Source organism: Pedobacter sp. AC402 (assembly GCF_979252805.1).
This window is the reverse complement of sequence record NZ_CEEDAI010000006.1, coordinates 458,216-480,678: the sequence shown is the minus strand read 5'-3', so window position 1 is coordinate 480,678 and position 22,463 is coordinate 458,216. Positions and strand designations below refer to the sequence as shown.

At 37.4% G+C, this 22,463-nt stretch carries 18 protein-coding genes and 1 tRNA gene; 5 read left to right on the top strand and 14 right to left on the bottom strand.

Annotated features, from left to right (window positions below; genetic code table 11):
- From AC0IWE_RS06370 to AC0IWE_RS06355, 4 genes are all read right to left on the bottom strand, one after another.
- A partial coding sequence (locus tag AC0IWE_RS06370; RefSeq protein WP_471792400.1) for a Gfo/Idh/MocA family oxidoreductase occupies positions 1 to 796 on the bottom strand: 796 nt, incomplete at its 3' end.
- Positions 797 to 831: 35 nt separating this feature from the next.
- Positions 832 to 1,797, bottom strand: a complete 966-nt coding sequence (locus AC0IWE_RS06365) for a formylglycine-generating enzyme family protein (protein WP_471792399.1) — start codon at positions 1,795 to 1,797, stop codon at positions 832 to 834.
- Positions 1,798 to 2,107: 310 nt separating this feature from the next.
- Positions 2,108 to 3,385 (bottom strand): type IX secretion system plug protein, encoded by a 1,278-nt coding sequence (locus tag AC0IWE_RS06360; RefSeq protein ID WP_471792398.1) that lies wholly within the window; start codon positions 3,383 to 3,385, stop codon positions 2,108 to 2,110.
- A 357-nt stretch (positions 3,386 to 3,742) separates the two neighbouring features.
- Complete coding sequence (locus tag AC0IWE_RS06355) at positions 3,743 to 5,650, bottom strand: ABC-F family ATP-binding cassette domain-containing protein (protein ID WP_055906641.1); 1,908 nt, start codon at positions 5,648 to 5,650, stop codon at positions 3,743 to 3,745.
- 322 nt (positions 5,651 to 5,972) lie between these two features.
- Here AC0IWE_RS06355 and AC0IWE_RS06350 point away from each other — a divergent pair, with 322 nt between their 5' ends.
- From AC0IWE_RS06350 to AC0IWE_RS06340, 3 genes are all read left to right on the top strand, one after another.
- Positions 5,973 to 6,383 carry an Rrf2 family transcriptional regulator gene (locus AC0IWE_RS06350; protein ID WP_471792397.1) on the top strand — a complete coding sequence of 137 codons (411 nt, stop codon included), beginning with the start codon at positions 5,973 to 5,975 and terminating at the stop codon, positions 6,381 to 6,383.
- A 72-nt stretch (positions 6,384 to 6,455) separates the two neighbouring features.
- Positions 6,456 to 7,106: an NAD(P)-dependent oxidoreductase gene (locus AC0IWE_RS06345; protein ID WP_471792396.1), complete on the top strand. Its 651-nt coding sequence runs from the start codon at positions 6,456 to 6,458 to the stop codon at positions 7,104 to 7,106.
- Positions 7,107 to 7,316: 210 nt separating this feature from the next.
- A complete protein-coding gene (locus AC0IWE_RS06340) occupies positions 7,317 to 8,345 on the top strand; it encodes a quinone-dependent dihydroorotate dehydrogenase (protein WP_471792395.1) in 1,029 nt (342 codons plus the stop codon).
- Between the two features lie 200 nt (positions 8,346 to 8,545).
- Here the strand turns inward: AC0IWE_RS06340 and AC0IWE_RS06335 are convergent, their stop codons facing one another.
- The 3 genes from AC0IWE_RS06335 to AC0IWE_RS06325 form a co-directional block, all read right to left on the bottom strand.
- Positions 8,546 to 8,716 (bottom strand): hypothetical protein, encoded by a 171-nt coding sequence (locus AC0IWE_RS06335; protein WP_055906241.1) that lies wholly within the window; start codon positions 8,714 to 8,716, stop codon positions 8,546 to 8,548.
- A 34-nt stretch (positions 8,717 to 8,750) separates the two neighbouring features.
- Positions 8,751 to 8,824: transfer RNA gene (locus tag AC0IWE_RS06330), tRNA-Cys, on the bottom strand.
- Positions 8,825 to 8,894: 70 nt separating this feature from the next.
- Positions 8,895 to 9,641, bottom strand: coding sequence for a TrmH family RNA methyltransferase (locus tag AC0IWE_RS06325; RefSeq protein ID WP_471792394.1), 747 nt, complete (start codon positions 9,639 to 9,641; stop codon positions 8,895 to 8,897).
- Between AC0IWE_RS06325 and tamL the strand changes: the two genes are divergently transcribed.
- Complete coding sequence (gene tamL, locus AC0IWE_RS06320) at positions 9,632 to 12,055, top strand: translocation and assembly module lipoprotein TamL (RefSeq protein WP_471792393.1); 2,424 nt, start codon at positions 9,632 to 9,634, stop codon at positions 12,053 to 12,055. The two genes, AC0IWE_RS06325 and tamL, sit on opposite strands and share 10 nt — an antisense overlap.
- Here the strand turns inward: tamL and AC0IWE_RS06315 are convergent, their stop codons facing one another.
- The 7 genes from AC0IWE_RS06315 to AC0IWE_RS06285 form a co-directional block, all read right to left on the bottom strand.
- Positions 12,056 to 12,625: a 2'-5' RNA ligase family protein gene (locus AC0IWE_RS06315; RefSeq protein WP_471792392.1), complete on the bottom strand. Its 570-nt coding sequence runs from the start codon at positions 12,623 to 12,625 to the stop codon at positions 12,056 to 12,058.
- A gap of 521 nt (positions 12,626 to 13,146) precedes the next feature.
- Positions 13,147 to 13,677 (bottom strand): hypothetical protein, encoded by a 531-nt coding sequence (locus AC0IWE_RS06310; RefSeq protein ID WP_055906229.1) that lies wholly within the window; start codon positions 13,675 to 13,677, stop codon positions 13,147 to 13,149.
- The gene (locus tag AC0IWE_RS06305) at positions 13,674 to 15,971 is read right to left on the bottom strand and encodes a patatin-like phospholipase family protein (protein WP_471792391.1); all 2,298 of its coding nucleotides are present in this window, start codon (positions 15,969 to 15,971) and stop codon (positions 13,674 to 13,676) included. Before AC0IWE_RS06305 ends, AC0IWE_RS06310 begins: the two co-directional genes overlap by 4 nt.
- 51 nt (positions 15,972 to 16,022) lie before the next feature.
- Positions 16,023 to 16,496 carry a TspO/MBR family protein gene (locus AC0IWE_RS06300; protein WP_471792390.1) on the bottom strand — a complete coding sequence of 158 codons (474 nt, stop codon included), beginning with the start codon at positions 16,494 to 16,496 and terminating at the stop codon, positions 16,023 to 16,025.
- A 44-nt stretch (positions 16,497 to 16,540) separates the two neighbouring features.
- Positions 16,541 to 17,887: a M28 family metallopeptidase gene (locus AC0IWE_RS06295; protein ID WP_471792389.1), complete on the bottom strand. Its 1,347-nt coding sequence runs from the start codon at positions 17,885 to 17,887 to the stop codon at positions 16,541 to 16,543.
- Positions 17,888 to 18,022: 135 nt separating this feature from the next.
- Positions 18,023 to 18,643, bottom strand: coding sequence for an insulinase family protein (locus AC0IWE_RS06290; RefSeq protein ID WP_471792388.1), 621 nt, complete (start codon positions 18,641 to 18,643; stop codon positions 18,023 to 18,025).
- A 616-nt stretch (positions 18,644 to 19,259) separates the two neighbouring features.
- Positions 19,260 to 20,096, bottom strand: coding sequence for an alpha/beta fold hydrolase (locus AC0IWE_RS06285; RefSeq protein ID WP_055906217.1), 837 nt, complete (start codon positions 20,094 to 20,096; stop codon positions 19,260 to 19,262).
- Positions 20,097 to 20,260: 164 nt separating this feature from the next.
- Between AC0IWE_RS06285 and AC0IWE_RS06280 the strand changes: the two genes are divergently transcribed.
- A complete protein-coding gene (locus tag AC0IWE_RS06280; protein WP_471792387.1) occupies positions 20,261 to 22,339 on the top strand; it encodes a CehA/McbA family metallohydrolase domain-containing protein in 2,079 nt (692 codons plus the stop codon).
- Positions 22,340 to 22,463: the final 124 nt, after the last annotated feature.

Sequence of the window (22,463 nt, the reverse complement as noted above, 5' to 3'; positions counted from 1 at the left end):
TACCTTGTACAGATACCGGGTGTCCGTTCTTTATCCAGTTGGCAATATCGATATTGTGAACGTGCTGCTCTACAATATGATCGCCACAAAGCCAGTTAAAATAATACCAGTTTCTCATTTGGTATTCCATCTCTGTTTGGTTTGGCTTACGCGGGCGAACCCAAACGCCACCGCTGTTCCAATATACCTGGCCCGACATAATATCGCCAATTGCACCATCGTTAATCCGTTTCATCGATTCGCGGTAATTGGTTTGATAGCGGCGTTGTAAACCAACCACAACATTTAATTTTTTCTTCTTAGCTTCTTCAGCCGCTGCAAGTACCCTTCTTATTCCAGGTGCATCAACAGCAACAGGTTTTTCCATAAAAATCTGTTTGTTCTGCTTTACCGCTTCTTCAAAATGAATAGGACGGAAACCCGGAGGAGTGGTTAACAGCACCACATCGGCCAAAGGAATTGCTTTTAGATAAGCATCAAAACCTACAAACTGGCGTTCTTTTGGAACATCTATTTTAGCTGCAAATTTCGAACTTAAAGATTGATAGCTGCTATCTAACCGATCCTGAAAAGCATCGGCCATGGCTACCAGTTTAATATTAAATTTAGTGCTTAAAGCCTGGAAAGCCGCTCCTGTGCCACGATCGCCACAGCCAATTAAGGCAATTTTAATGGTGTCTGAGCCCGAAGCATATGCGCCCGCTAATGGTATGCTGCTTATCATTGCCCCGCCTGCAAGCATGGCAGTTGCCTTTAAAAAATCGCGGCGATCTTGTTGGTTTATTGGTTTTTTCATGTGTAAAGGTTTTTATTTTGGTTAGGTTTTATTTTTTAAAAATCTTTTATAGGTTGTTTATTGTAATAAGCATCTATATCTGCCTTTGATGGCGTTTTAACAGGGCGTACCAATCGCATACCCACAAATGGCGCCTCAGGAAACCACCAATTGCTTTTAGGAATCTGAGGATCCAGTTGTTTCCATGATGGATCGGAAGCTAACCTGGCCGTAGAAGTTAAATTGCCAGGGGTTTCATCATACGAGCCACCCCGCACAACATTTGGGTAAAGTTTTTCTGGTACGGCAACTGGGTTTTCAACTGTTTTATCTTTGCTCTGTCCGTAGAAATCGGCAATGTACTGGTCGTAGGTCCATTCGCTAACATTCCCGTACATATCAAACAAACCCCATTGATTTGGTTTTTTCAACCCTACCTGGTGCGTTTTATTGTCGCTGTTATCTTTGTACCAGGCATAATCGCCGAGTTTAGTGGCATCATCACCAAAAGAATAACCGGTTTCAGTTCCGGCTTTGCAGGCATATTCCCATTCTGCTTCGGTTGGCAAACGGTAAAAAATGCCTGTTCGTACATAAAGCCATTTGCAAAACTGAATGGCATTATACTGGGTCATGGCTACTGCAGGCTGGTGTTCTTTGCCCATGCCAAAAGTCATGTCGAGATAAGGTTTTGTAGGTCTGGTTACGGCATCAACTTCGGGAGGAACGGCACCTTCACTGGCTTTTTTTTCGTAATCGCGGTATAAGAAAGGCTCGAAAATATCCCAGGTTACCTCATGTTTACCGATCCAGAAAGCATCGAGTTTAACCTCATGCACAGGCTGCTCATCGGCTTTTCCGGTTTTGCTTCCCATTTTAAATTTTCCGGCAGGGATGGCCTGCATATCGAATTTTAGTTTTGTTCCGTTGATGGATTGGGTATAGGAACTGTTAGGGCCTTGCGCAAAAAGCTGTACGCAGGGATTGATTATTAATGCAGCGGCAATTAATTTTTTGAACATAGTTTTCGGTTAGAAACACTAATCATCTGTGTTTATCTGGTTACTTACTGAATTACTAATGTAAATAACCACATTTTAAACAAAGAAAATTAATGTAACAATAAAGGTAAGTAATACAATATTAAAAGTCAAGTTGACAATTAAAACTCTCTTTATTTTGAGGGTTAAGATGACAGGATATGTTTATCGTTATTTCCAACTTGTAGTTAAGCGTATTACAGGTGGATGTTTTTGCCGCATAAGGATGATCACTTTATTTCGATAGAATAGCTAAGGATTTACCTGTAAGAACAGCTTTAGTTAATGCTATTTACCTTCTATCTGTAACCTTATTACTTAGGTTGGTATAGCCAATTAATGTATCCCAGCGGGCACCAGGACGGCGATAATAAACAAAAATCTGGTAGCTATTTTCAGTTTGGAAGAAAGCACCTTCAAAAGCCCTGGTTTCCATTACATTGGTATCCTTATTAAACCAGGCAAACTCATAATCGTATAAGCCTTGTTTAAGCATAATGTTGCCATAAAACTGTTTTCTATTGGCATCATACAGCAATTTATTTTCATTGCTCATGGTGTAATTGTTAAAGCGGCCAACCACGTAAGCATCACCATTTGCGCTTGGGGCAGAGGCATTCAGTGTAAATAAAACCCCCATGTATTCTGATTCTGTTCTGTCGTCACGGCCATCTGTATTTCGGATAAAAAAGTTGCCGTTTTCATCGTATTGATTGGCAAAAGCACCAACTGTACGGGGAGCATCCTGAAAGAGCATTACATTTACCGATTCATTATCGCGATAAATATCCTTAACATTATCCGCTTTGTACCGCAAACTCCTGGTATCGAATTTTCTAAATTCATTGTCGCCCCAAAAATCATTGGTATTAAGGTCGTTATAAACCAGTTGATTTGGCCTTACAAATGAAGGCTTGGTGTTAATTTGGACGGTATTCGGGTTAAAATTCTGCATCACCACGGCTTTTACATCCTGATAAGGGTTTGTAATTGGAAAAGTGTGGTTAATTGTGAAGTTGATCTTTTGTTTGTAGTTCCGGTTCTCTACCTGTAGTGAGTTGGTTACCTCTGCCACTACAGCCACCTGACTATCCAGAACATAAAAACGCTGCGAAATAACAGGTTTATTTTTGTCGCCATCTAAATACACTTTTAACACATAATTGCCGCCAATTTTAGGCTGAATTTGGGTGTTGGGCAGGCTGATTTCGTAATGGGTATATTTACGTGTGGTATTAGATGAATAACGGTAATTGATGATGCGGTCGTCGTTAAAACTTCCTAAATAATCGATGCTCGAAATCTGAGAAGGTTGCCATTCTGCTGTGCAATGCTCAATGGTGTACCAATAGTTTTTAGTGCCTGCTAACAGATCATCGAATGAAAAATTAATGGTTTCTGAAGAGTTGAGCATAATTACTGGCAAACTTTGTTCTTTATTGCTATTGTAGCAAAGTACAGTTTTAATATTCGGTAGATAAATTTTGTTCTCGTTGGTAAACTTTTTATCGTTTTGTGCAAAAGCCAAACTAGAGATGAAACATAAAACCGTAATTAATATTTTCTGCATGGTTAAAAGTAAAGTTTTATTGGGAAGTGGCCAAACACAAGGTTGAAATTAGCTGCGGATTACACGGAATACTCTTTTATATGATGCCACGGAGACACGGAGGATTATTTGAGGTTCAATTGATTTATTAAGAGTTGTGAACTTGAATGGCAAGGTGGGGAGAAAGTTGACAACTCTCCGGTTTTAAATCATTTTAACAGGGAATTTTTAGCGCGCTTGCGGCAACCCTAAACGTGCTTCGTGCTTCAGCATCACAATAAAGATTACCTTCCGTGTTTCTGTGCTTCAGTGGCGAAACAAACAAAAAAGCCGTCCTGATGTGAATCAGAACGGCTCTATAGCTATTGATGGTTAAAACTAACCCTCCAGCTCCATAATTTCAGCAGCTAAAGTTTCCCATTTAGTCTGGCTGTTATCTAAATCCTGTTTGACCGCCAAATAACGTTTGTTGGCTTCAGCTAATTTATCGGCTTTACCATAAACATTTTCATCTGCCAGTTCTGCTTCAATATTTTTAACGTTTTGCTCTAAATCAGCAATCAGTTTTTCTATTTTTTGCAGCTCATCGTTCAGCTTTTTTAATTGATTAGCAGTATTCGGCGAAACTGGTTTTGGTGCTTCCTTTTGTTTTTCAGGCATTTTAACCGGAATCGGCTTTGCTACCGGAATCACCCTTTTACTGTTCCATTCTTCATATTCGGCATAAGTGCCGGGGTATTGTTTAATCTTTTCGCCTTCGATAAACCAGATTTTGTTAGCCACATTATCTAAGAAATACCTATCATGGGATACTGCGATAAAAGTACCTTCAAACTGCTCTAAGGCCTGGATTAGAATATTTACCGATTGAATATCCAAGTGGTTGGTAGGCTCATCTAGAATAAGGAAATTCGAATCAGTTGTTAATGATTTAGCCAATGCCACGCGTGATTTTTCACCTCCTGAAAGTACTTTAATCTTTTTGAAAACATCATCGCCCGTAAATAGGAAACAACCTAAAATACTACGCAACTCAGTATCGCTGTGTTTTGGTGCAAAGGCTTGCAGCTCTTCTAAAATAGAATTATCAAGGTGCAGTGATTCTAACTGGTGCTGAGCAAAAAAAGTAGTGGTTACATTATGACCGGTTTCACAAAAACCTTCAAATTTTTCTGTTCCGGCAATCATTCTCAATAAAGTAGATTTACCCTTACCGTTGGCACCAATCAGGGCAATTTTATCCCCTTTTTCAATCACACCTTCGGCATCGTCCAAAATATGCACATTTGGATAGCTTTTGTTGGCGTGTTCTATGCGTACCACATGCCTGCCCGATGGTTTAGTAAATTTGAAAGCAAAATTTACCGTCGGGTTATCATCATCCACATCATCAATACGCTCCATTTTATCTAAAGCTTTCATGCGTGATTGTGCCATCTTGGCTTTACTTGCTTTGGCTTTAAAGCGCTCAATTAAACGCTCTTCCTGTTTAATTTTGGCCTGTTGATTTTTAAACTCGCCTTTTTGAATCTCACCACGTAAAGCCTTTTCTTCTACATAGAAACTGTAATTGCCGGCATATACCGTTAATTTCCCTTTACGTGATTCGACCGTGCGGTTTACAATTTTATCCAGGAAATACCTATCGTGAGAAACAATTACAATTGCTCCTTCGAAGCCCATTAAATAGTTTTCCAACCATTTAATAGAGGGTAAATCCATGTGGTTGGTAGGCTCATCCAGTAACAGGATATCGGGAGTTTGCAACAGTATTTTAGCAAGCATTACACGCATACGCCAACCTCCTGAAAAGGTATTTAGCGGGCGGAGTTGATCTGCAGTACTAAAACCCAAACCAGCTAAAATTTCGTTTGCCCTATATTCGATATTGTATCCGTCTAAAGCTTCAAATTCTTGCTGTTTATCGCTAAGTTTAAATAAAACCTCCTCGCTGTAATCCGTTTCGATTTTCTTTAGAAGTTCTTCAATCTCATCATGCAACTGGTTTTGGCGTTCAAAGGCCTCCATGGCTACATGTAAAATACTATGGTGCGAATCGTAAGAAAGTAAATCCTGGTTTAGGTAACCAATTTTCAAATCTTTCGACATGGAAACTGTACCTGAACTAGGTGCATATTCGCCTACAATTATTTTTAGCAGTGTTGATTTTCCTGTTCCGTTGGCGCCAATTAAACCAGCCCTGTCGCCAGGTTTAATATGCCAGTTTGCGTCATCGTACAAGGCCCTCGAGCCAATCAGGAATGTTAAATTATTTATTGAAATCATTTCGGCTGCAAAAGTACAAAATTTAAAGGCTTTTTTCAGTTTGAAAGTCAAATAGGAGTAACCAGCAATTTTAAGTTGTATTTAGTTTTTCAGAAAACCCACTAAAAAAACAGTTTTAACGAAACAAAAACTTTTTTCATTCTGTTTATTAGGAAGTGCCGTTTAATTGATGCTCGATATTTCGCTTTTTCTGCGCTTTATAACTTCAAAAATTTATTGTAGAACGGTTAGGTCATTTGTCAGGATAGGGTTAAATGATGTTAATTTTTTAAAACGGGTAAAAATTATCATAACTTTGTTCTGTAATAAAAATAATTACAGTATGAACAGCAGTCACTTTTCTATTTCGCTTCACATTCTTACCCTCCTTGATCAGGTAAAAGGACAGCTATTGAACTCTGAATATATTGCGGGTAGTATCAATTGTAATCCTGTTTTAGTGAGAAAAGAATTAGCCAATTTGCATAAACACGGTTTTGTGCAAAGTAAAGAAGGGAAGGGTGGAGGTTCTACATTAGCTAAAAATCCTGAAGACATTAACCTGGGCGATGTTTATAAAGCAGTAAAGCAGAAAAGTTTATTGGGCGAAAGTAAAAATGAACCAAATCCTGATTGTCCGGTAGGTAAACAGATTACCAAGCATTTAAATAATTTATATGCTGAGGCAGAAAACGCTTTGGTTAAGAATTTGGCAGCAAAATCATTAAAAGAGTTTAGTGCCGGTTTTAAATAAAAAATTTTAACTATAACTGTAATAAATAATATTACAATTTAACATTTAATACTAATTTAAAATTAAAAGAGCATGAAAGTAGCACTAATTGGAGCCTCAGGATTTGTAGGCAAAGCCATTTTAAATGAGCTGGTAAACCGTGGTAATGAAGTAATCGCCATTGCACGCGATACCACTAAAATTGAAAACACGGATGATAAAGTTCAAAAGGTAACAGTTGATGTTTTGGATACCGAGCAATTAACGGAAGCATTAAAAGGGGCTGATGCCGTGGTAAGTGCTTTTAATGCAGGGTGGACCAATCCAAATTTATATAATGATACCGTAGAAGGCGCAAAAGCTATACAGGCTGCTGTAAAAGCATCGGGCGTTAAACGTTATATTTTTATCGGTGGTGCAGGTACCTTGCAGATTGAAGGCCACCAGATTGTAGACGGACCAGACTTTCCGGCAGACTATAAACCAGGAGCAACCGCTGTAAGAGATTATTTTAATATCCTGAAAGAAGAAAAAGAATTGGATTGGTTGTTTTTTAGTCCGGCTATTGAAATGCACCAGGGAATTACCACAGGTAGAACTGGTAAATACCGTTTGGGTAAAACAAGTCCGGTTTTTAATGAGGAAGGTCGTTCTATTTTATCAGTAGAAGATTTAGCCATTGTTATTGCTGATGAATTGGAGAACAATGCACATCACCAGGAGCAGTTTACCGCAGCTTATTAGTCATTGGTAAATGGGCCATTGCCTAAAGTTGATGGTTTATAGTCTAATAGTTATTGGCCAGGTTGCTTATCTGGCATGGTTATGAAACTATTGACCATCAACTTTGAACCAAGGTTGTACTCAGGATTGGATTTGGCCGTATAGACTAATGAAAGAAAGAGCCAATTAACCTTTTTTCCATTTTTTATATTAAGTTCTTATCTTCGTGGCATGTATCGCTTAATTAAACCACTATTCTTCAAATTTGACCCTGAGAACGTACATTATTTTGTAGTTAAGCGGTTAAAATGGTTTAATGATAAATTTCCTTTAGGTAAAACCATTATCCGTAGTAGTTTCGATGTTCATATTAAAGGTTTGGAACGCGAAGTTTTTGGGATAAAATTCAGAAACCCTGTTGGTTTGGCTGCTGGATTTGATAAAAATGGCGAATATGTAGAATCGCTTAGTAATTTAGGTTTCGGATTTATAGAGGTAGGTACGGTTACGCCAATGCCTCAGCCCGGAAACGATAAACCACGGATGTTCCGCTTACCTAATGATGAAGCGTTAATTAACCGGATGGGTTTTAATAATAAAGGGGTAGATGTAATGGCTGAGCGTTTACGCTTGCTAAAAGATAAACATCCTGATATTGTTGTTGGCGGAAACATTGGCAAAAACAAAGCCACACCAAATGAAGATGCAGTAAGCGACTATATAAAATGTTTCGATCGTTTGTTCGATGTGGTAGATTATTTTGTTGTGAATGTAAGTTCACCTAATACACCTGGTTTACGCGAACTCCAGGAAAAAGAACCCTTAAAAAAGATTTTAAATACCTTACAGCAGCGCAACCGTAAAAATGATATCTCACGTCCGATTTTATTAAAAATTGCACCCGATTTAACCAACGCCCAATTGGATGATATTATCGAAATTGTTGCTGAAACCAAAATTGCAGGCATTATTGCTACCAATACAACCATAAGCCGAGAAAACCTGGCCACTGAAAAGGATTTAACAGCCGAAACAGGTGGCTTAAGTGGTAAACCGGTTAAAGAAAGGTCTACAGAGGTTATCCGTTATCTTGCAGAAAAATCAAATAAAGCATTTCCGATTATTGGTGTTGGTGGAATTCATTCGGCAGATGATGCAAAAGAAAAATTAGCGGCTGGTGCTTGTCTTGTTCAGCTGTATACCGGCTTCATTTACGAGGGGCCAGGGTTGATCAAAAATATTTGTAAGGCACTGGTTTAGTGTAATTGGTAAAAGCTATTTTTCTAATTAGCTGAGATCTAAATTGGTTTATTTTAGGTAACCATAAAAAGTTCTAGTAATTCTTTTTGTTAGGCTTTAATATTTTGCTTTTTATCTTTTGTTAGGAAAAATAATGGCACAAAAAAAGCATCCTTTGATCAGAAGGATGCTTTAAATTTTTTAAGAAGAATTCCTAAAAACTATTTTGCTAAACCAGCTAAAACAGCATTGTTTTTAGCCAATTGATCGTTTTTAGGTTGAGTAGAGCGGCTTCCTAACTCAATGTTAGTTGCTCTTTTTAAAAATGCTACCTCTTGGTGAGCTGTATTTTTATTCCTTCTGTCTTTTCTTTTTAATCTGGTAACTGCCATGGTAATAACCTTTTAATTATTTTATTTGTACAAATGGAGGTCGAGAGCGGATTCGAACCGCTGTAGAAGGTTTTGCAGACCTCTGCCTAGCCACTCGGCCACTCGACCTTTTAAATTCAAGGCTGCAAAAATAGCAATTATTAGTTAGCCCGCAAATAATATCTCAATAAAAATCGTTTTAATTTCGAACTCTCACTAACTCAGCGCAAAAGATTGCAGCACTTACAGCCACATTTAACGATTCTGCTTCTCCAATTCTCGGAATGGTTACCGGCTTATTTATTTTTTTGATTACCTCTGACGATATTCCTTTCCCTTCGTTACCCAAAATTACCAATCCTTCTTTTCCCCATTGGGTTTTGTAAATCGATTCGCCATCTAACAAAGCCCCGAAAACAGGTATCGAGTTTTTAGCCAACAGCACCGGTAAATCTGCTTCATAAATATTTACCCTTGCCAATGAGCCCATAGTGGCCTGTACTGTTTTTGGATTAAATACTTCAACACAATCTAAAGAGCAGATTATATTTTTAAAACCAAACCAATCTGCAGTTCTGATAATGGTACCCATGTTGCCTGGATCCTGAACACCATCCAAAACTAAAGTAAACTGATTTTTTAATACATTGAGGTCTATTTCCTCGTTTTTAGGGATGTGAACCAATGCTAAAAAACCTTGCGGGGTTTGTAACGCACTAATCTTGTCTAATTCAGCGTTCTTTACTTCAAATAAGTTTATATTTGCAGGCAATTTGGGTAACAAATTGTATTGTTCGCTGTTGTAAAATAGCGTATGGATCTGGAAGCTTGACTGAATAAATTCTTTTATGGATTTAATACCTTCAACTATAAATAACCCATGTTCTTTACGGTGTTTTTTTTGATGTAACGACTTTATAAAACTAATCTGTGATTTTGAAAGCATACCAAAACTCAATAAATATTAAACTGAAAAGCACTGCAATATTACTATTTATTATTGTTTTAATTCAGGCCTGTTCATCAACTAAATACATTGCCGACTATCAATCGATCGTGAAAAAGGTTACTATTGATAGCATAGATGCGAAATTTGAGGAGCAAGCTTATAATTACGTACAGAAAGATCTCCGGCCAGCCTCCAAGCTAAGTATTCAGGTACCGTTATATAACCTTTTCAATACGAAAGATGGCAGGTATAAAACCAACGATATTAAGCCTTTTGGTACGCCACCCGCTATTCTGGATAGTACTTTGGTAGAAATTTCGAGAACCCAGATCCAGAAATTTTTAAAAAGTAAAGGTTACCGGCAGGCAGAAGTAGCTGCAGCCATAAAAGTAGCAGATAAAAAAGCAGAAGTTATATTCAGTGCTAAACCAGGGCCTGCTTATTTTATAGATAAGCTTACAGATTCGATCCCAAATGCGAATATTAAAAATCTCTACGAATCGAATAAGGCGTTGGTGAGCCATTTACACAAAGGCATGCAATACGATGAGGATTCATTAACTTATGAAAGGGAACAGATTTACCGTATTATGAAAGAAAACGGCTATTTCTATTTTTTAAGGCCTTATGTAAATTTTGATGTTTATGGTGCCGAACCCAGCTCTAAAACCAATAAAATTGATTTAAACTTAAATGTTACCGATCCCGCAGATGGACCGCATAAACAGTTCAATATCGGTTATACACATATGATTATTGCACCAAATCCGGATGGTTTTCCGGATTCTGTTCGTTATAAATTGAGCAAGGATACGTTAAACGGAATAGTATTCACCGATTTCTCTAAGCGATATAGAAGAAATCCGATTGTGAGATACGATTTTTTAAAGCAAGGTGAACTTTACGACATTCGCAATGAGAACTTAACATACGATCGCTTATATGAGCTAAATATTTTCAAAAATGTTAAAATCGATTATTTTAGAAGAGATAGCACCTCGAATAAGGTAAATGCCGTAATTCAGCTTATCCCTCAAAAAGTGATGAGCAACCGGGTAGAAGGTGAGGTGCCTTTTAATGGCGGTACGGTGGGGTTTAACATTAGTAATACTTACACAAATAACAACCTGTTTAGAGGGGCCGAAAGGTTTGAATTACAACTTAAAGGTGGGTTGCAATCCAGAATTGGGAACGGAGCAAAGGTTTTCAGCGATATTTATCAGCGCGATTTTTCGATCAGCGCCAGCATTACCGTGCCCAGGTTGATGATTCCTTTCTATAATCCTACGCTTGGGGGTAACGGAATGCCACATACCACATTTTCAAGTAGTTATATTTATGCTTTGCAAAAAGATGTTTCGGTAAGAAGGATTTTTATCAATTCCATTACTTACGATTGGGTGGAAACTAAATCTAAATTACACTCTTTTACCCCTTTAAATTTCGAATACCGCTTTGGAAACTTAGATCCTAATGTAGATGCGCAAACTGTTTTAAATAACCTTTATTATTCTACTTTGCTTGGCCGTAAGGATTTAACATTGGGGATGAAGTATACCTATACTTTAAATGCTAATAAGTTGAACGAATTCAGGTCTTTCGTTTATTTAAGGGCAGGAATGGATATTGCAGGTAATATGCTGCAAGGTATTTCCAAGCTTACCGGAGCCAAAAATGATCCTGCCAATAACGATCCGGCTAAAATTTTGGGTTTGCCATTTAACCAGTATATGCGCCCTGAAGTTGATATCAGGTGGTATAAACACTTAGGTGGCGAACGGCAGTTTATTGCCCGCTTAAATGCAGGTGTTGCCTATGCTTATGGCAATTCAGTGCAAACAGGTATTCCTTTTGAGAAACAGTTTTTTGCAGGAGGATCAAGTGGGATCAGGGCATGGCAGGCGAGAACCATAGGGCCGGGAAACTATGATAGAGGACTTTTAAGAAGTGATACTTTAAGGAGAGCTTTTTATGGCCTTGATCAGTTAGGTACCATGCGGATTGAAACAAACTTTGAGTACCGGTTTACTGTAGCCAAGAATTTTTTTGGCGCCACCTTAAAAGGTGCTGCATTTGTAGATGCTGGTAATGTATGGAATCTCCGTAAAGGCGAATCAATTTTGGTTGGAACCCCAACACTTGATGAGCAGACAGTGTTTAAATTTAACAAATTTGTACAGCAATTGGCTATTGGTACAGGTTTGGGGTTGAGGTATGACGTGCAGTATTTTGTATTCAGGTTTGATGTGGGCTTAAAGCTGAAAGATCCGCAATTTGTTGGATCAGATCAATGGGTGATCAGTAAATTCTTATCCGGAGCGAGAGATTTTAAAGACAATTATAACTCAACACATGGTCCTGATACTTATCGTTTTTTACAATATAACTTCGGGATCGGGATGCCGTTTTAATTAATCAAACAGGCTTAGTGGTCTGGCTTTTAAATCCGGATTTTTCAACGCAAATTCTTTAAAAGGTTGCCATCTTTTGTCTTGATGTTTGTAAACTGAAAATGATGAAACCTGAAATTCACGCTTGAATTTTCTGTCTTTAAATTCGGCTAAAAGCTGTTGAAAAACGGGTAGTTTTACATCCCTGAAAGCCAAAGTTACATGCGGATTAAACTTTTCCTTATTCTCTATCAGTTTTAGAGGTTGTAATTCTTTAGTAATCTGTTTTTCCAGCTTCATTAAACCCTCATTTTGTTCTACATCAAGGTAAAATGTTTTTTCGTGGAATGAACTAAAGTTTCGCAGTACCTGCGCAAAAGGAATGCTAAAAGCGGCATCTTCAAGTGCTTTAAAAAATCTTTTCTCGGCTTCTAGTGATGATAATTTAACAGGAGGATATAAAGTTATGTGTGCAGGGCGTTTTAACGATTCGTATACTTTGAATTTCTCCGAAATATAAATCCTCATTTCGTCTATATCCTCCACTATTGAAGCTGGTGGTATTAAACAAACTAAATATAGGTTTTCCATAACTCAAATTTACTAAAAAAATTAGTAAATCGAAATTAATTATCGTTTGCTCTAACAACATTTCTTTTGTGGGAAGCAGTTACAAAAGCTTTTATTTAACAGCAAGTTTAAAAGACCTAATAAGTGCTACAATTGAGGATAAAATCATCTTATTGCAGTGGGTTCAAGTTTCCACGAACCACTTATTGATCTGCTAATGATTTTACGCTGTTCAATAAACCCGACCGACAGCGTTATCCTGATGTTTAAATGAATTTTAATAATAATAGATTAGTTTTATCGGGATTAAGCAAAGGGCGGGACGGGTATATCCGAAGCACCACAAGCATTGCTTTTCTAAAAAATGATTAAGATTACTGTCTGTCGGTGTGAGAATTAACGAAAATTCCGTTTAATATTGCCCTTTTCCTCGTTTTGTGTGACGTATCGTTATAAACGAGCTTGAACGTAACTGAGCCTGAGCTTTCGGATTCATCTAAAGTTGTCAAGTTTCTATTTATTAGAAGTTTGACAACTCTTTCTCAGACGAGGTTCTTTAAGCCATCAAAAATACTTTCAAAAAACGTAGAAAGGTTTAATCCGTTGCTGTGGTTAAAATATACAAATACCAAAAACACAATCACCACAAATATGATGAGTTTACGGAAAGCAAAAGCAATGATAATAAGTGCAATCGGAATGATAAAAAGCCATAAGCTATTGATGGCGTAAGGAGTTAAATCTGTATCTTTCTTATATACATAAACCAGTTTGCTGTGTGTTCCTGTATCGTTCTGGTGTTTAATGTAAACAAAAGTAGATTTATCAATAGGTAACGGAAGCACGGCGATACCATCGTTAAACTTCAATATCTGCGTAAATCCACTCACACTAAAGGTGTAAGTGCCATTTATATTTTCGTTTGGATTGTTCAGTGAATCTGCTGCTATAATGGCCAGTTTATTGTTTTTAAGCAAATTCTCTTTTATCAGAAAATTATTAATGGCTGCGGTTTGCGCTGATCCCAGGAAACCGATTAAACACAGTGTACATAAAAGTAAGATTCGTTTCATTCGATAGAACGTTTATTGTAAATTAAATAACCGATATGCAATAATACACCATTTCTTTTAACAGCGTCATTATATAAATTATAACTTAAACTAACAGGGCCGAGCGGTGAATGGTAAACCAAGCCTGCAGTGCCTGCATAACGTATTTTTGTGATGGCCCTGGCATAATCTACATCCTGGAAATTATTCAGTTCAAATTCCTTGTGAGGCAAAAATAAATAACCTTCCAATCTAAAATCAAGATTTTTTTTAACATTATAAATGTTTTTTATTCCACCGGCAGCATAAGTAGTGGCCCTAAATTTATCAAGGAAGAGGGATCTGCTATCTTGTAACGGATAAAACGCCGGAGCGGTAAGAAGTGTTGCGTAATAATTGCTGAACAAAGGCTGATTGGAAATTACCCCTTCTACAATATAACCCAAAGTGTATTTTTTAAGGTGCAGAAAATAATTTTCCTGTGTGAGTTTAATACTTCCCCATTGGCGCAAATGACTGCTGCCCGGTATTTTTACAAAACCTGGTGTAGAACGGAAAATATTGCCCGGGTTATAGTTTTCGCGACCTGTGGTGTAATTTAAGCTTAACGAAAAGCTTTGGCCTCTTGTGGCATATTGTTTCCTGTTAAGGGAATTTTTTTCGAGATTAAAGGAACCTCTAAAGCCATTAAAGACTGTTTCATCCAATACATCGCCAACACCGAATGTACTGTTTGGACTATAATTATCGCTATTGTTAATAAATGTAGAATGGAGTACAATTTTGGTATTATAATTTAAAGGCATCCCTACCATGAGATCAATTTTTCGATCGGATTGCTCGATGTAGATGGGGTGGGGGTTCTCTATAAAAATCTGACTGGTGTTGTAAAAATTCCAGTGGTTATAGGTTAATTCGGCTGCTAAAAACAAGGGCAATTTCGTTGGATAATCTATGCGCCCGTTCAATTGTACTGATTCGTAGAAACGGCCCGAATAAAAACTGGTTCCGAAGGTGTATGATTTTCTATCGAGGTAATTGTACTGGGCACCCAGAAATACATTGCTGATCGGCCGGGTTGAAATATTTCCGCCAAGATCCAATTTAAAGCTTTTTTTAGGCTGTGCCACCACCTCAAAGGTATAACTATCGGTTGCGGCCTGGTAGGATATTTTGGGGTAAACAGTTTCAAAGGTTTGATCGGCAACCAGTTTATAATAACCCCGCCTGATATCCTTTAGGTCGAATGTGCTTTTATCGCTTTTAAAAAGCCGCTCTACATACTTTTTTTGCTGTGCATTAACACCCGATACGGTAACATTACTGAACTTAAGTTCTGGTTTTCTGGCATTAAACATTTCCCTTCTTTTGGCCAGTTCTTCATCGCTAACCCTTTTGCTAGTTAAAGCCTTAATTCTGGGCATGTCGGCCATTGTAGCATCGTAACCTTTTTTAATTAATTCTTCTACAGGAGCAAAATTGGTAACGCTGTACGCTGCAAGATTTGGCTGAATATAAACGCCGTTTTTCCCGATCATGGTAGAATCTGATTTGGAAAGAAACATGTACACCAAAAAGCGGTTCATTAGTCGATCATCAATGTTTTTTGGGTATTCGTTGTATGTTTTGGAAGAAACATTGGCACCGATCACATAATCGGGTTTAAAATCTCTTTCCATTACATCAGCAGGAAAATTATTGTATAAACCGCCGTCGAACACGTATTTGCCATCCAGTTTAATCGGGCGGTAAATAATCGGAACCGTCATGGTTGCCCTTACAGCTTCGGCTAAACTGCCTTTGCTTACCGTAATACTTTTTTGCGAAAGTACATCAGCCACCATGCAGCGGTAAGGCACAAAAAGGTTATCGAAATTATCTTTAGAAACCGCAGATGCCTGCGAGAAAAGTTCCAAAAAGGCGAAATTTAAAGGGATGTCGTTGATGAGGTTGGAGCGGAAACTAAAATGAAAACCGGTATCTATAGCCACTTTTGCCGTCAGCATTGAAGCGTTTGGAGCATTTTTTTGGAAATAATAGGTGTAATCGCTCGTATAACGGCCATTTATCCAATTCTGAAAATCGCTGCTCAAAGCTATTTTTTCTATCTGTGCCGGACTGTAACCTGCAGCATACATGGCACCAACAATACCACCCATTGATGTTCCGGTGATATAATCAATCGGGATGTGATTTTCTTCGAGGGCTTTTAAGGTACCGATGTGCGATAAACCTTTGGCGCCACCTCCACTAAATACAAGGCCTACTTTTTGCGCTTGTAATTGGTTACAGCACAGAACGAAAAGTATCAGCAAAAATCTTTTAAAAGTTACCACTCCCTAAAAATAGGTGTTTTCTTTCTAAAATCAGTTCAAAATGAAAATGTTATAATTTAAAATAGTGGCAAAACTTACCCATAGTAAATATGGAATAAAAATCAGCCCTGCCCATTTATCTATTTTAAAGAAAACCAATCCGTTAATCACAATCATAATCAACAATAGCATAATTTCGGCTAAGGCAAATCCTACCTCGTGCAGGTAGAAGAAAATAAATGACCAGGCTAAATTTAAAATTAACTGGATAAAATAGATCGCAACGGTACGGGGAAAATGAACAATTTTATCGCGTTTTATCCAAACCAGGTAAGCAGCTATACCGATAAGAATATATAATGTTGTCCAAACTGGCCCAAAAAGCTTGTCTGGCGGATTAAAAGAAGGTTTATTTAACGTCGGGTACCATGTTTTAACAGATTGAAAAGTTGCCCATCCGCCTAAAGCGCCAATGCTCAAAGTAATGGCGATATTAACAATAAAAGCCAGTGGTTTAAATTTCATGCCGTAAATTTGAGTTTAAACAATGGTAAAACCTAAAAGTTTTATTATCTGCCAATCCCAGGTACTACAGGCAGGCTTTCATTATCTTCATTTCCAACGCTTTGTACGGCAAATAAATAATTGTCTTTACTATAAGGTAATTTCATTTCTGTAGCGGCGGTAAAAAATTTCTTTTCCCATATTGCACTGCTGGTTTCGCGCATTAATACATAATAACCTTTAACATTGCCATTAACAGGTGCTTTCCAATATAAAAAGGTAGAATTACTCAGGTTTTTAACATCCACTTTTACTTCGGTGGGTGCGGTGGTGCTTTTGCCAGATTGGCCAGTACTGCAATATTTACCCGTGTTTTTACGGAGGTATTCGAAATCCATAAATTCCTGTAAATCGCCGTATTTTACACCTTTTTCTGTTCGCAGATCCTGGTGCTGGTGATCAAAATTTTCGTTCATTTCAGTAATGCGTACGGCGGTAAATCCATTTTCTATAAAGGGTGTATGATCGCCTCCACGTAAAAACCTATCGTTTCTATAAATTAACTTAACTTCTAACTGATCAACGTAGCGTTCGCCAATTTCTTTAACATATCGGGCTAACTGACGGCTTTTCCCATCATTTTCTAAACCGAACTGACGGATGCTTTTCGCGTTTTTATCCAATTCGTAGCTGGGTAAACCTTCACTAAATACGCGCAGTTTAGTATTGTCGATAATTTGGGTTTCGCTGCTGTTGTTACTGCCAATCATATCATTGTTCAGCATGGCATCAATATTCCAGTTTTCTTTTTTTGCTTTTGCAGCCATAAATCCTGAACCCAATAGCGATTGTTCTTCTCCGCTTACGGCAACAAAAATTATGGTTGCAGCAAATTTGTACTGGCTCATAATCCGTGCGGCCTCAATTACGCCTGCTACGCCACTGCCATCATCGTTGGCACCGGGTGCATTGCTGGTTCTGTTCATTACATCGGTAACACGGCTATCGAGGTGCCCGCTTACTACATACACGCGTTTATCATTTTTATCGGTGCCTTTTAATACGGCAACTGCATTGCCGAGTAACGTTGGCTGATCTACTCTTTTGCCATCTGGCTTAAAGGTTGTGGTATCTAAATAAGCGGTAAGCCGTCCATCGCTTTGTTTGGCAAACTGGTTAAACTTGCTTACAACCCAGTTTCTAGATGCACCAATTCCATTCGATTTACTTTTAATGTCGCTCAGCGTATTTCTTGTTCCAAAAGCAACCATTTTGCTGATATATGATTTTAAGGAATCCTGATTTACAGATTTTACCATTTTATCAATATCTGTATTGCGGTTTACCACGGTTTGTGCTGATGCAGATAGACTTGTAAAGGCAATTAATAGGAAAGTATGGCGTTTTTTCATCAAAATAATATTCAGAAGGCTAATATATTGAATGATACAGCAAAAAAATCGCGATATATGAGGTTTTTTGTAACATTTTGGGCATAAAAAAGCCCTTTGAGACTAATCAAAGGGCTAATAGACGACATTATAATACTATTTTGAAATAGCCGAAGCTACAATTTCTGATTTGTTCCAGTTGCCAAAAGCTTTTTTAGCAGATGATTTTGCTGTGCTTAATTCTACATCACCAGCAATTGTTAGAAAAGTTTTTTCTGGAGTAATTTGTTTATAAAAATCCTGAACATCAGCAAGTGTTAATGCGTTGATAGATTTTTCGTTTACAGTTTGATCGTAATCATAATCCTGCAATTTTAAGCTGGCAATCAATTTTGCTTTTGCAGTATTGAAAGTACTTCTATCTATAGTCGCGTTTTCAATTAAATTTGCCATTGCGGTTAAATCTTTTTCAAGATCTGCATTTGAGGTAGCCAATTTACCGCTATTATCTTTAAAACTGATGTTTGAGTTTTTATTTACATTTTCGTTTAATACCGCATTTAACAACTCAACAACTCCGTCTTTTTTATCAGTGAAAGCTTTATTATCAAGTGTGAAGCTCGAATACGCTTTTGGTGAACGGTCATTTTCCGAAATAATGATGTTCATGCCATTTTTAAGTTTATAGCCAACAGGTTCTTTAAAAGATTGTGCTTTAGCAGTATAAATAGACAGGATGCTTAGTGATGCAATGGCGATAGTTTTAATTTTGTTCATTTTATTCTTTCGATTTTTGTGTATAATGGTTTTTTTGTGTGTTAATTGAAATCAAGCTTTAATTCATTTTTTGGGCTATATCTGAGGGTTTGACAAGCAAATTTCCTAGATGAACGGGCGTATATACGTGCTGAAAATGCGAATGGTTTTCTGCAAATATAGATTTTATTCATTTTGTTCATTAGATTTTAGGCAAAATATTCCTGCTGGTTTTATTTTGTCATTTTTGTGATATTAATCTGGTAATTGTACTGTGTATCACAAACTTGACTTCTCAAATTTTATATCGAGGATGCAATGATTTGAATGCTTGATTTTTAATATTAATTGAGCAGATTAATATAATTTGATAGAAAAAATGAAGCATTACTATAATAAGAGATAAAGCTGGCAGGAGTTTTTAATTCTCCCTCAACTTTAACCTAGAAGAATCAGGCTTAAGAAGTGCAGCTTATGAATAGAAAATAGGAAAGTTGATCTAGCAGCTTAAATTAAATTGATGGTTGGGGTAAAGAAAATATAACGATCCAGTAACAGTTGTTAATCATTTGGAACATGCTAAAGCGTTACCGCAAATATTGCAGGTCTTTTACCCTTTTGATATTTAATATGATTGTTAAGAGGCGTATAGGTGATCGGATGCTGATTTTAAGCTAATTTCTTCGATAAAATCTTTAATTTCTTTGATTGTTTCCTCAGGTTCACTGATGTGAGGAAAATGACCGGTAGCTTTCATTACCACCAAAAAATTATCTGGCGTATTTTTATGGATAAACTCTCCTGCAGAAAGGGGAGCAATTATATCGTTTGAACTTTGTAGCGTTAGGCTTGGTATTTCAAGGTTTTTTAGCTTATCTCTATAATCGGCTTTAAAAGTGGCCATTGCAAAAGCAAGTGCAACGCTTGGGTCAGTTGCTTCGAAACATTCCTGTAAAAAGTCTGATAGCTCCGGTTTCGATGGATTATCCATTACCACTGGCGCAAGTTGTTTACTCCAGCCAACATAATCTTCGGCAATGTGTTCAAATATGGTTTCAATATCGCTGGTATTAAAACCACCAATATAATCTCCATCGTTCAGGTACCTTGGTGATGGACCGATGAAAATTAGTTTTTTAAAGGCTTCAGGGATCTGTAAAGCGGCAATCATTCCAATCATACTGCTTACTGAGTGCCCAACAAAAATAATATCCGTTAGGTTTAGTGCTTCAATAATGTCGATTACGTCGCATGCGTAACCTTCTAAAGTTGCATACTTTTGCTTGTCGTATTGGCTCATGTCTGAATCTCCAGAACCCACATAATCAAATAAAATTACTTTATAATCTGCAAGAAAAGCATCCGTAATAAATTTCCATGAGCTTTGGGCACAGCCGAAGCCGTGTGCAAACAACATTACCTGGGTGCCTTCACCCAAAATTTTTACATTATTTCTTTCAAGTATGTGATTCAATTTGCTCAGCTTTAAATTAATATCAAGATAAGGAATGTTATCAACTATTTTAAAAAAAAGAAATAATGAACAAGAAGCACTGATTTTTAATGAACAATAGATATTTTGCTCATAATCATTATCTTTCCCTTCATCCGCTAACCAATAAAAACCTTATTTTCCCTATGAAAGTTGCTGTTTTCTCCTTTTTAATGTTTTTTTTCTGCGTAATAAATGCACAAAGTCAGGTTAATTTAAAATCTTTTAAACAAAATGGAACCCTGGTTTGCTCGAATAAAAAAGAACTCATGCTTACCTGGCCAGTGGGTAACGGTAACTTTGGAAAGATGATTTTAGATCTCGACCCTTCAAAACCATTATTTAAACGTTTGCTGCTGGGTAAAAAGAATGCTTTTAAAGAAATTGCTGCTAATCTCGATCCTGCCTTTATTTTACGTGTAGGTAAACGTACATTAAGTTCTTCGAGCGGTGGATGGGATGTGTTTTTCGATCGTGTGCCAACCAGGCCGTATACCACAAATGCTGTTGAGTTTAATAAAGGACTTACCAGTGTGGCTACCCATGGTGCGCAAACTGTGGTAAAAATAGCCGGTATTTATAGTGAGCCATTTAAGGGCGATTTAGAAATTACTTTTTACAACGGAAGTCCTTTATTTAATGTTGCTGCGGTGGTATCTACCGAAAAGGATTCAACAGCTATTTTATATGATGCAGGTTTAACGAGTAAAAAGGAAGTATGGGCAAATGTAGCCTGGAGTGATGTGAAGGGGAACCTTCAACATGAAAAAGGAATTAAAACCGATCAAAGTAAAAACCTGGAGGTAAAATACCGTACGGTAATTGGCGAAAATAATGGCGGTAGTTTGGCCTTGTTCCTGGCGCCACATCAATATTTTTATCCCTTGGATGAGGCTTTTAACTTAAAATTTACCTGGAAAGGCAGTAATTATTTAAATTTAATAGCTGATTATGGGATAGGAATCCGTCAAGATCCGTTGGGCGATAAACGTTATGTGCCATGGTTTAACGCACCGCCAAATACGAAACAGCGACTTAATTTTTTCTGTTTATTAAGCACAGGCAAGGCAGCTGAAACTTTAGCTGAGGTTAAAAAATTTACCCATAATGATACTTACGCACCTTTAGCAGGCTATAAAACAATGGCGAGCCACTTTCATAATGAATTTATTTCGGATGTGGTGCTAAGTGGGAAACCCATTCCTGAAAAACCCGAATTTGTTGAGGTACTTAAGAAAACAGGTTTAAATATTGTAAAGCTGGCTGAATTTCATGGCCCTGGTCATCCAAAAGGACCAGATTCTATAAGGTTAAAAGAATTGGATGCGTTGTTTAAGGAAACGAAAAGGTTATCTGATCCTAATTTTTTATTGCTGCCTGGCGAAGAAGCAAATAATTTTTATGGTGGCCATTGGCTGGCATTTTTTCCTAAACCGATTTACTGGATTATGTCGAGGAAAACTGATCAGCCTTTCGAAAGTAACGATCCAAAATATGGTAAAGTTTACCGCATTAATGATAAAGCAGAAATGCTTAAATTATTGGAGCAGGAACATGGTTTAGCCTGGACTGCCCACGCGCGAACCAAAGCATCTACCGGTTATCCGGACAAATACAAAGAAGAAGATTTTTTTAAATCAGAAACTTTTCTGGGTGCTGCATGGAAGGCTATTCCCGGCGATTTGTCGTTACCCACTTTAAGTAAAAGGGTATTGAACCTGATGGATGATATGGCCAATTGGGGTTTAAAAAAACATGTAATCTCTGAGGCGGATATCTTTACCATTACCGGGCAAAATGAAATGTACGCGCACTTAAATGTAAATTATTTACAGTTGGATAAAGTGCCTAATTATACCGACGGATGGCAGCCAGTTTTAGATGTAATGCAAAAGGGAAAGTTTTTTGTATCAACTGGCGAAGTATTGATTCCGAGCTTTAATATTAACGGAAAAGGTGCTGGAGAAACTTTGAAGATTGATAATAGCAGTAAAGCAACAATAAACATGCAACTCAACTGGACATTTCCTTTAAGTTTTGTAGAAATTGTTTCGGGTGATGGGGTAAAGGTATACCGCGATCGCATTAATTTGAACAATACCCAGGCTTTTGGTAAAAAGGACTTTAGTTGGTCGGTAAATTTGAAAGGCCGTAAATGGGCTAGGGTAGAGGCTTGGGATATTGCAACCAATGGTGCGTTTACACAAATGGTTTGGTTGGAATAATGGTTTTTATTTGATAACATAGTTTAATGATCTCTTTACTTCGCAATGCTCTGGTAGAGAGGATGATTTTTCTATTGAATTATAGTAACCTGAAATCGTAATAAGCTTTAAGATTCCCGCCTGT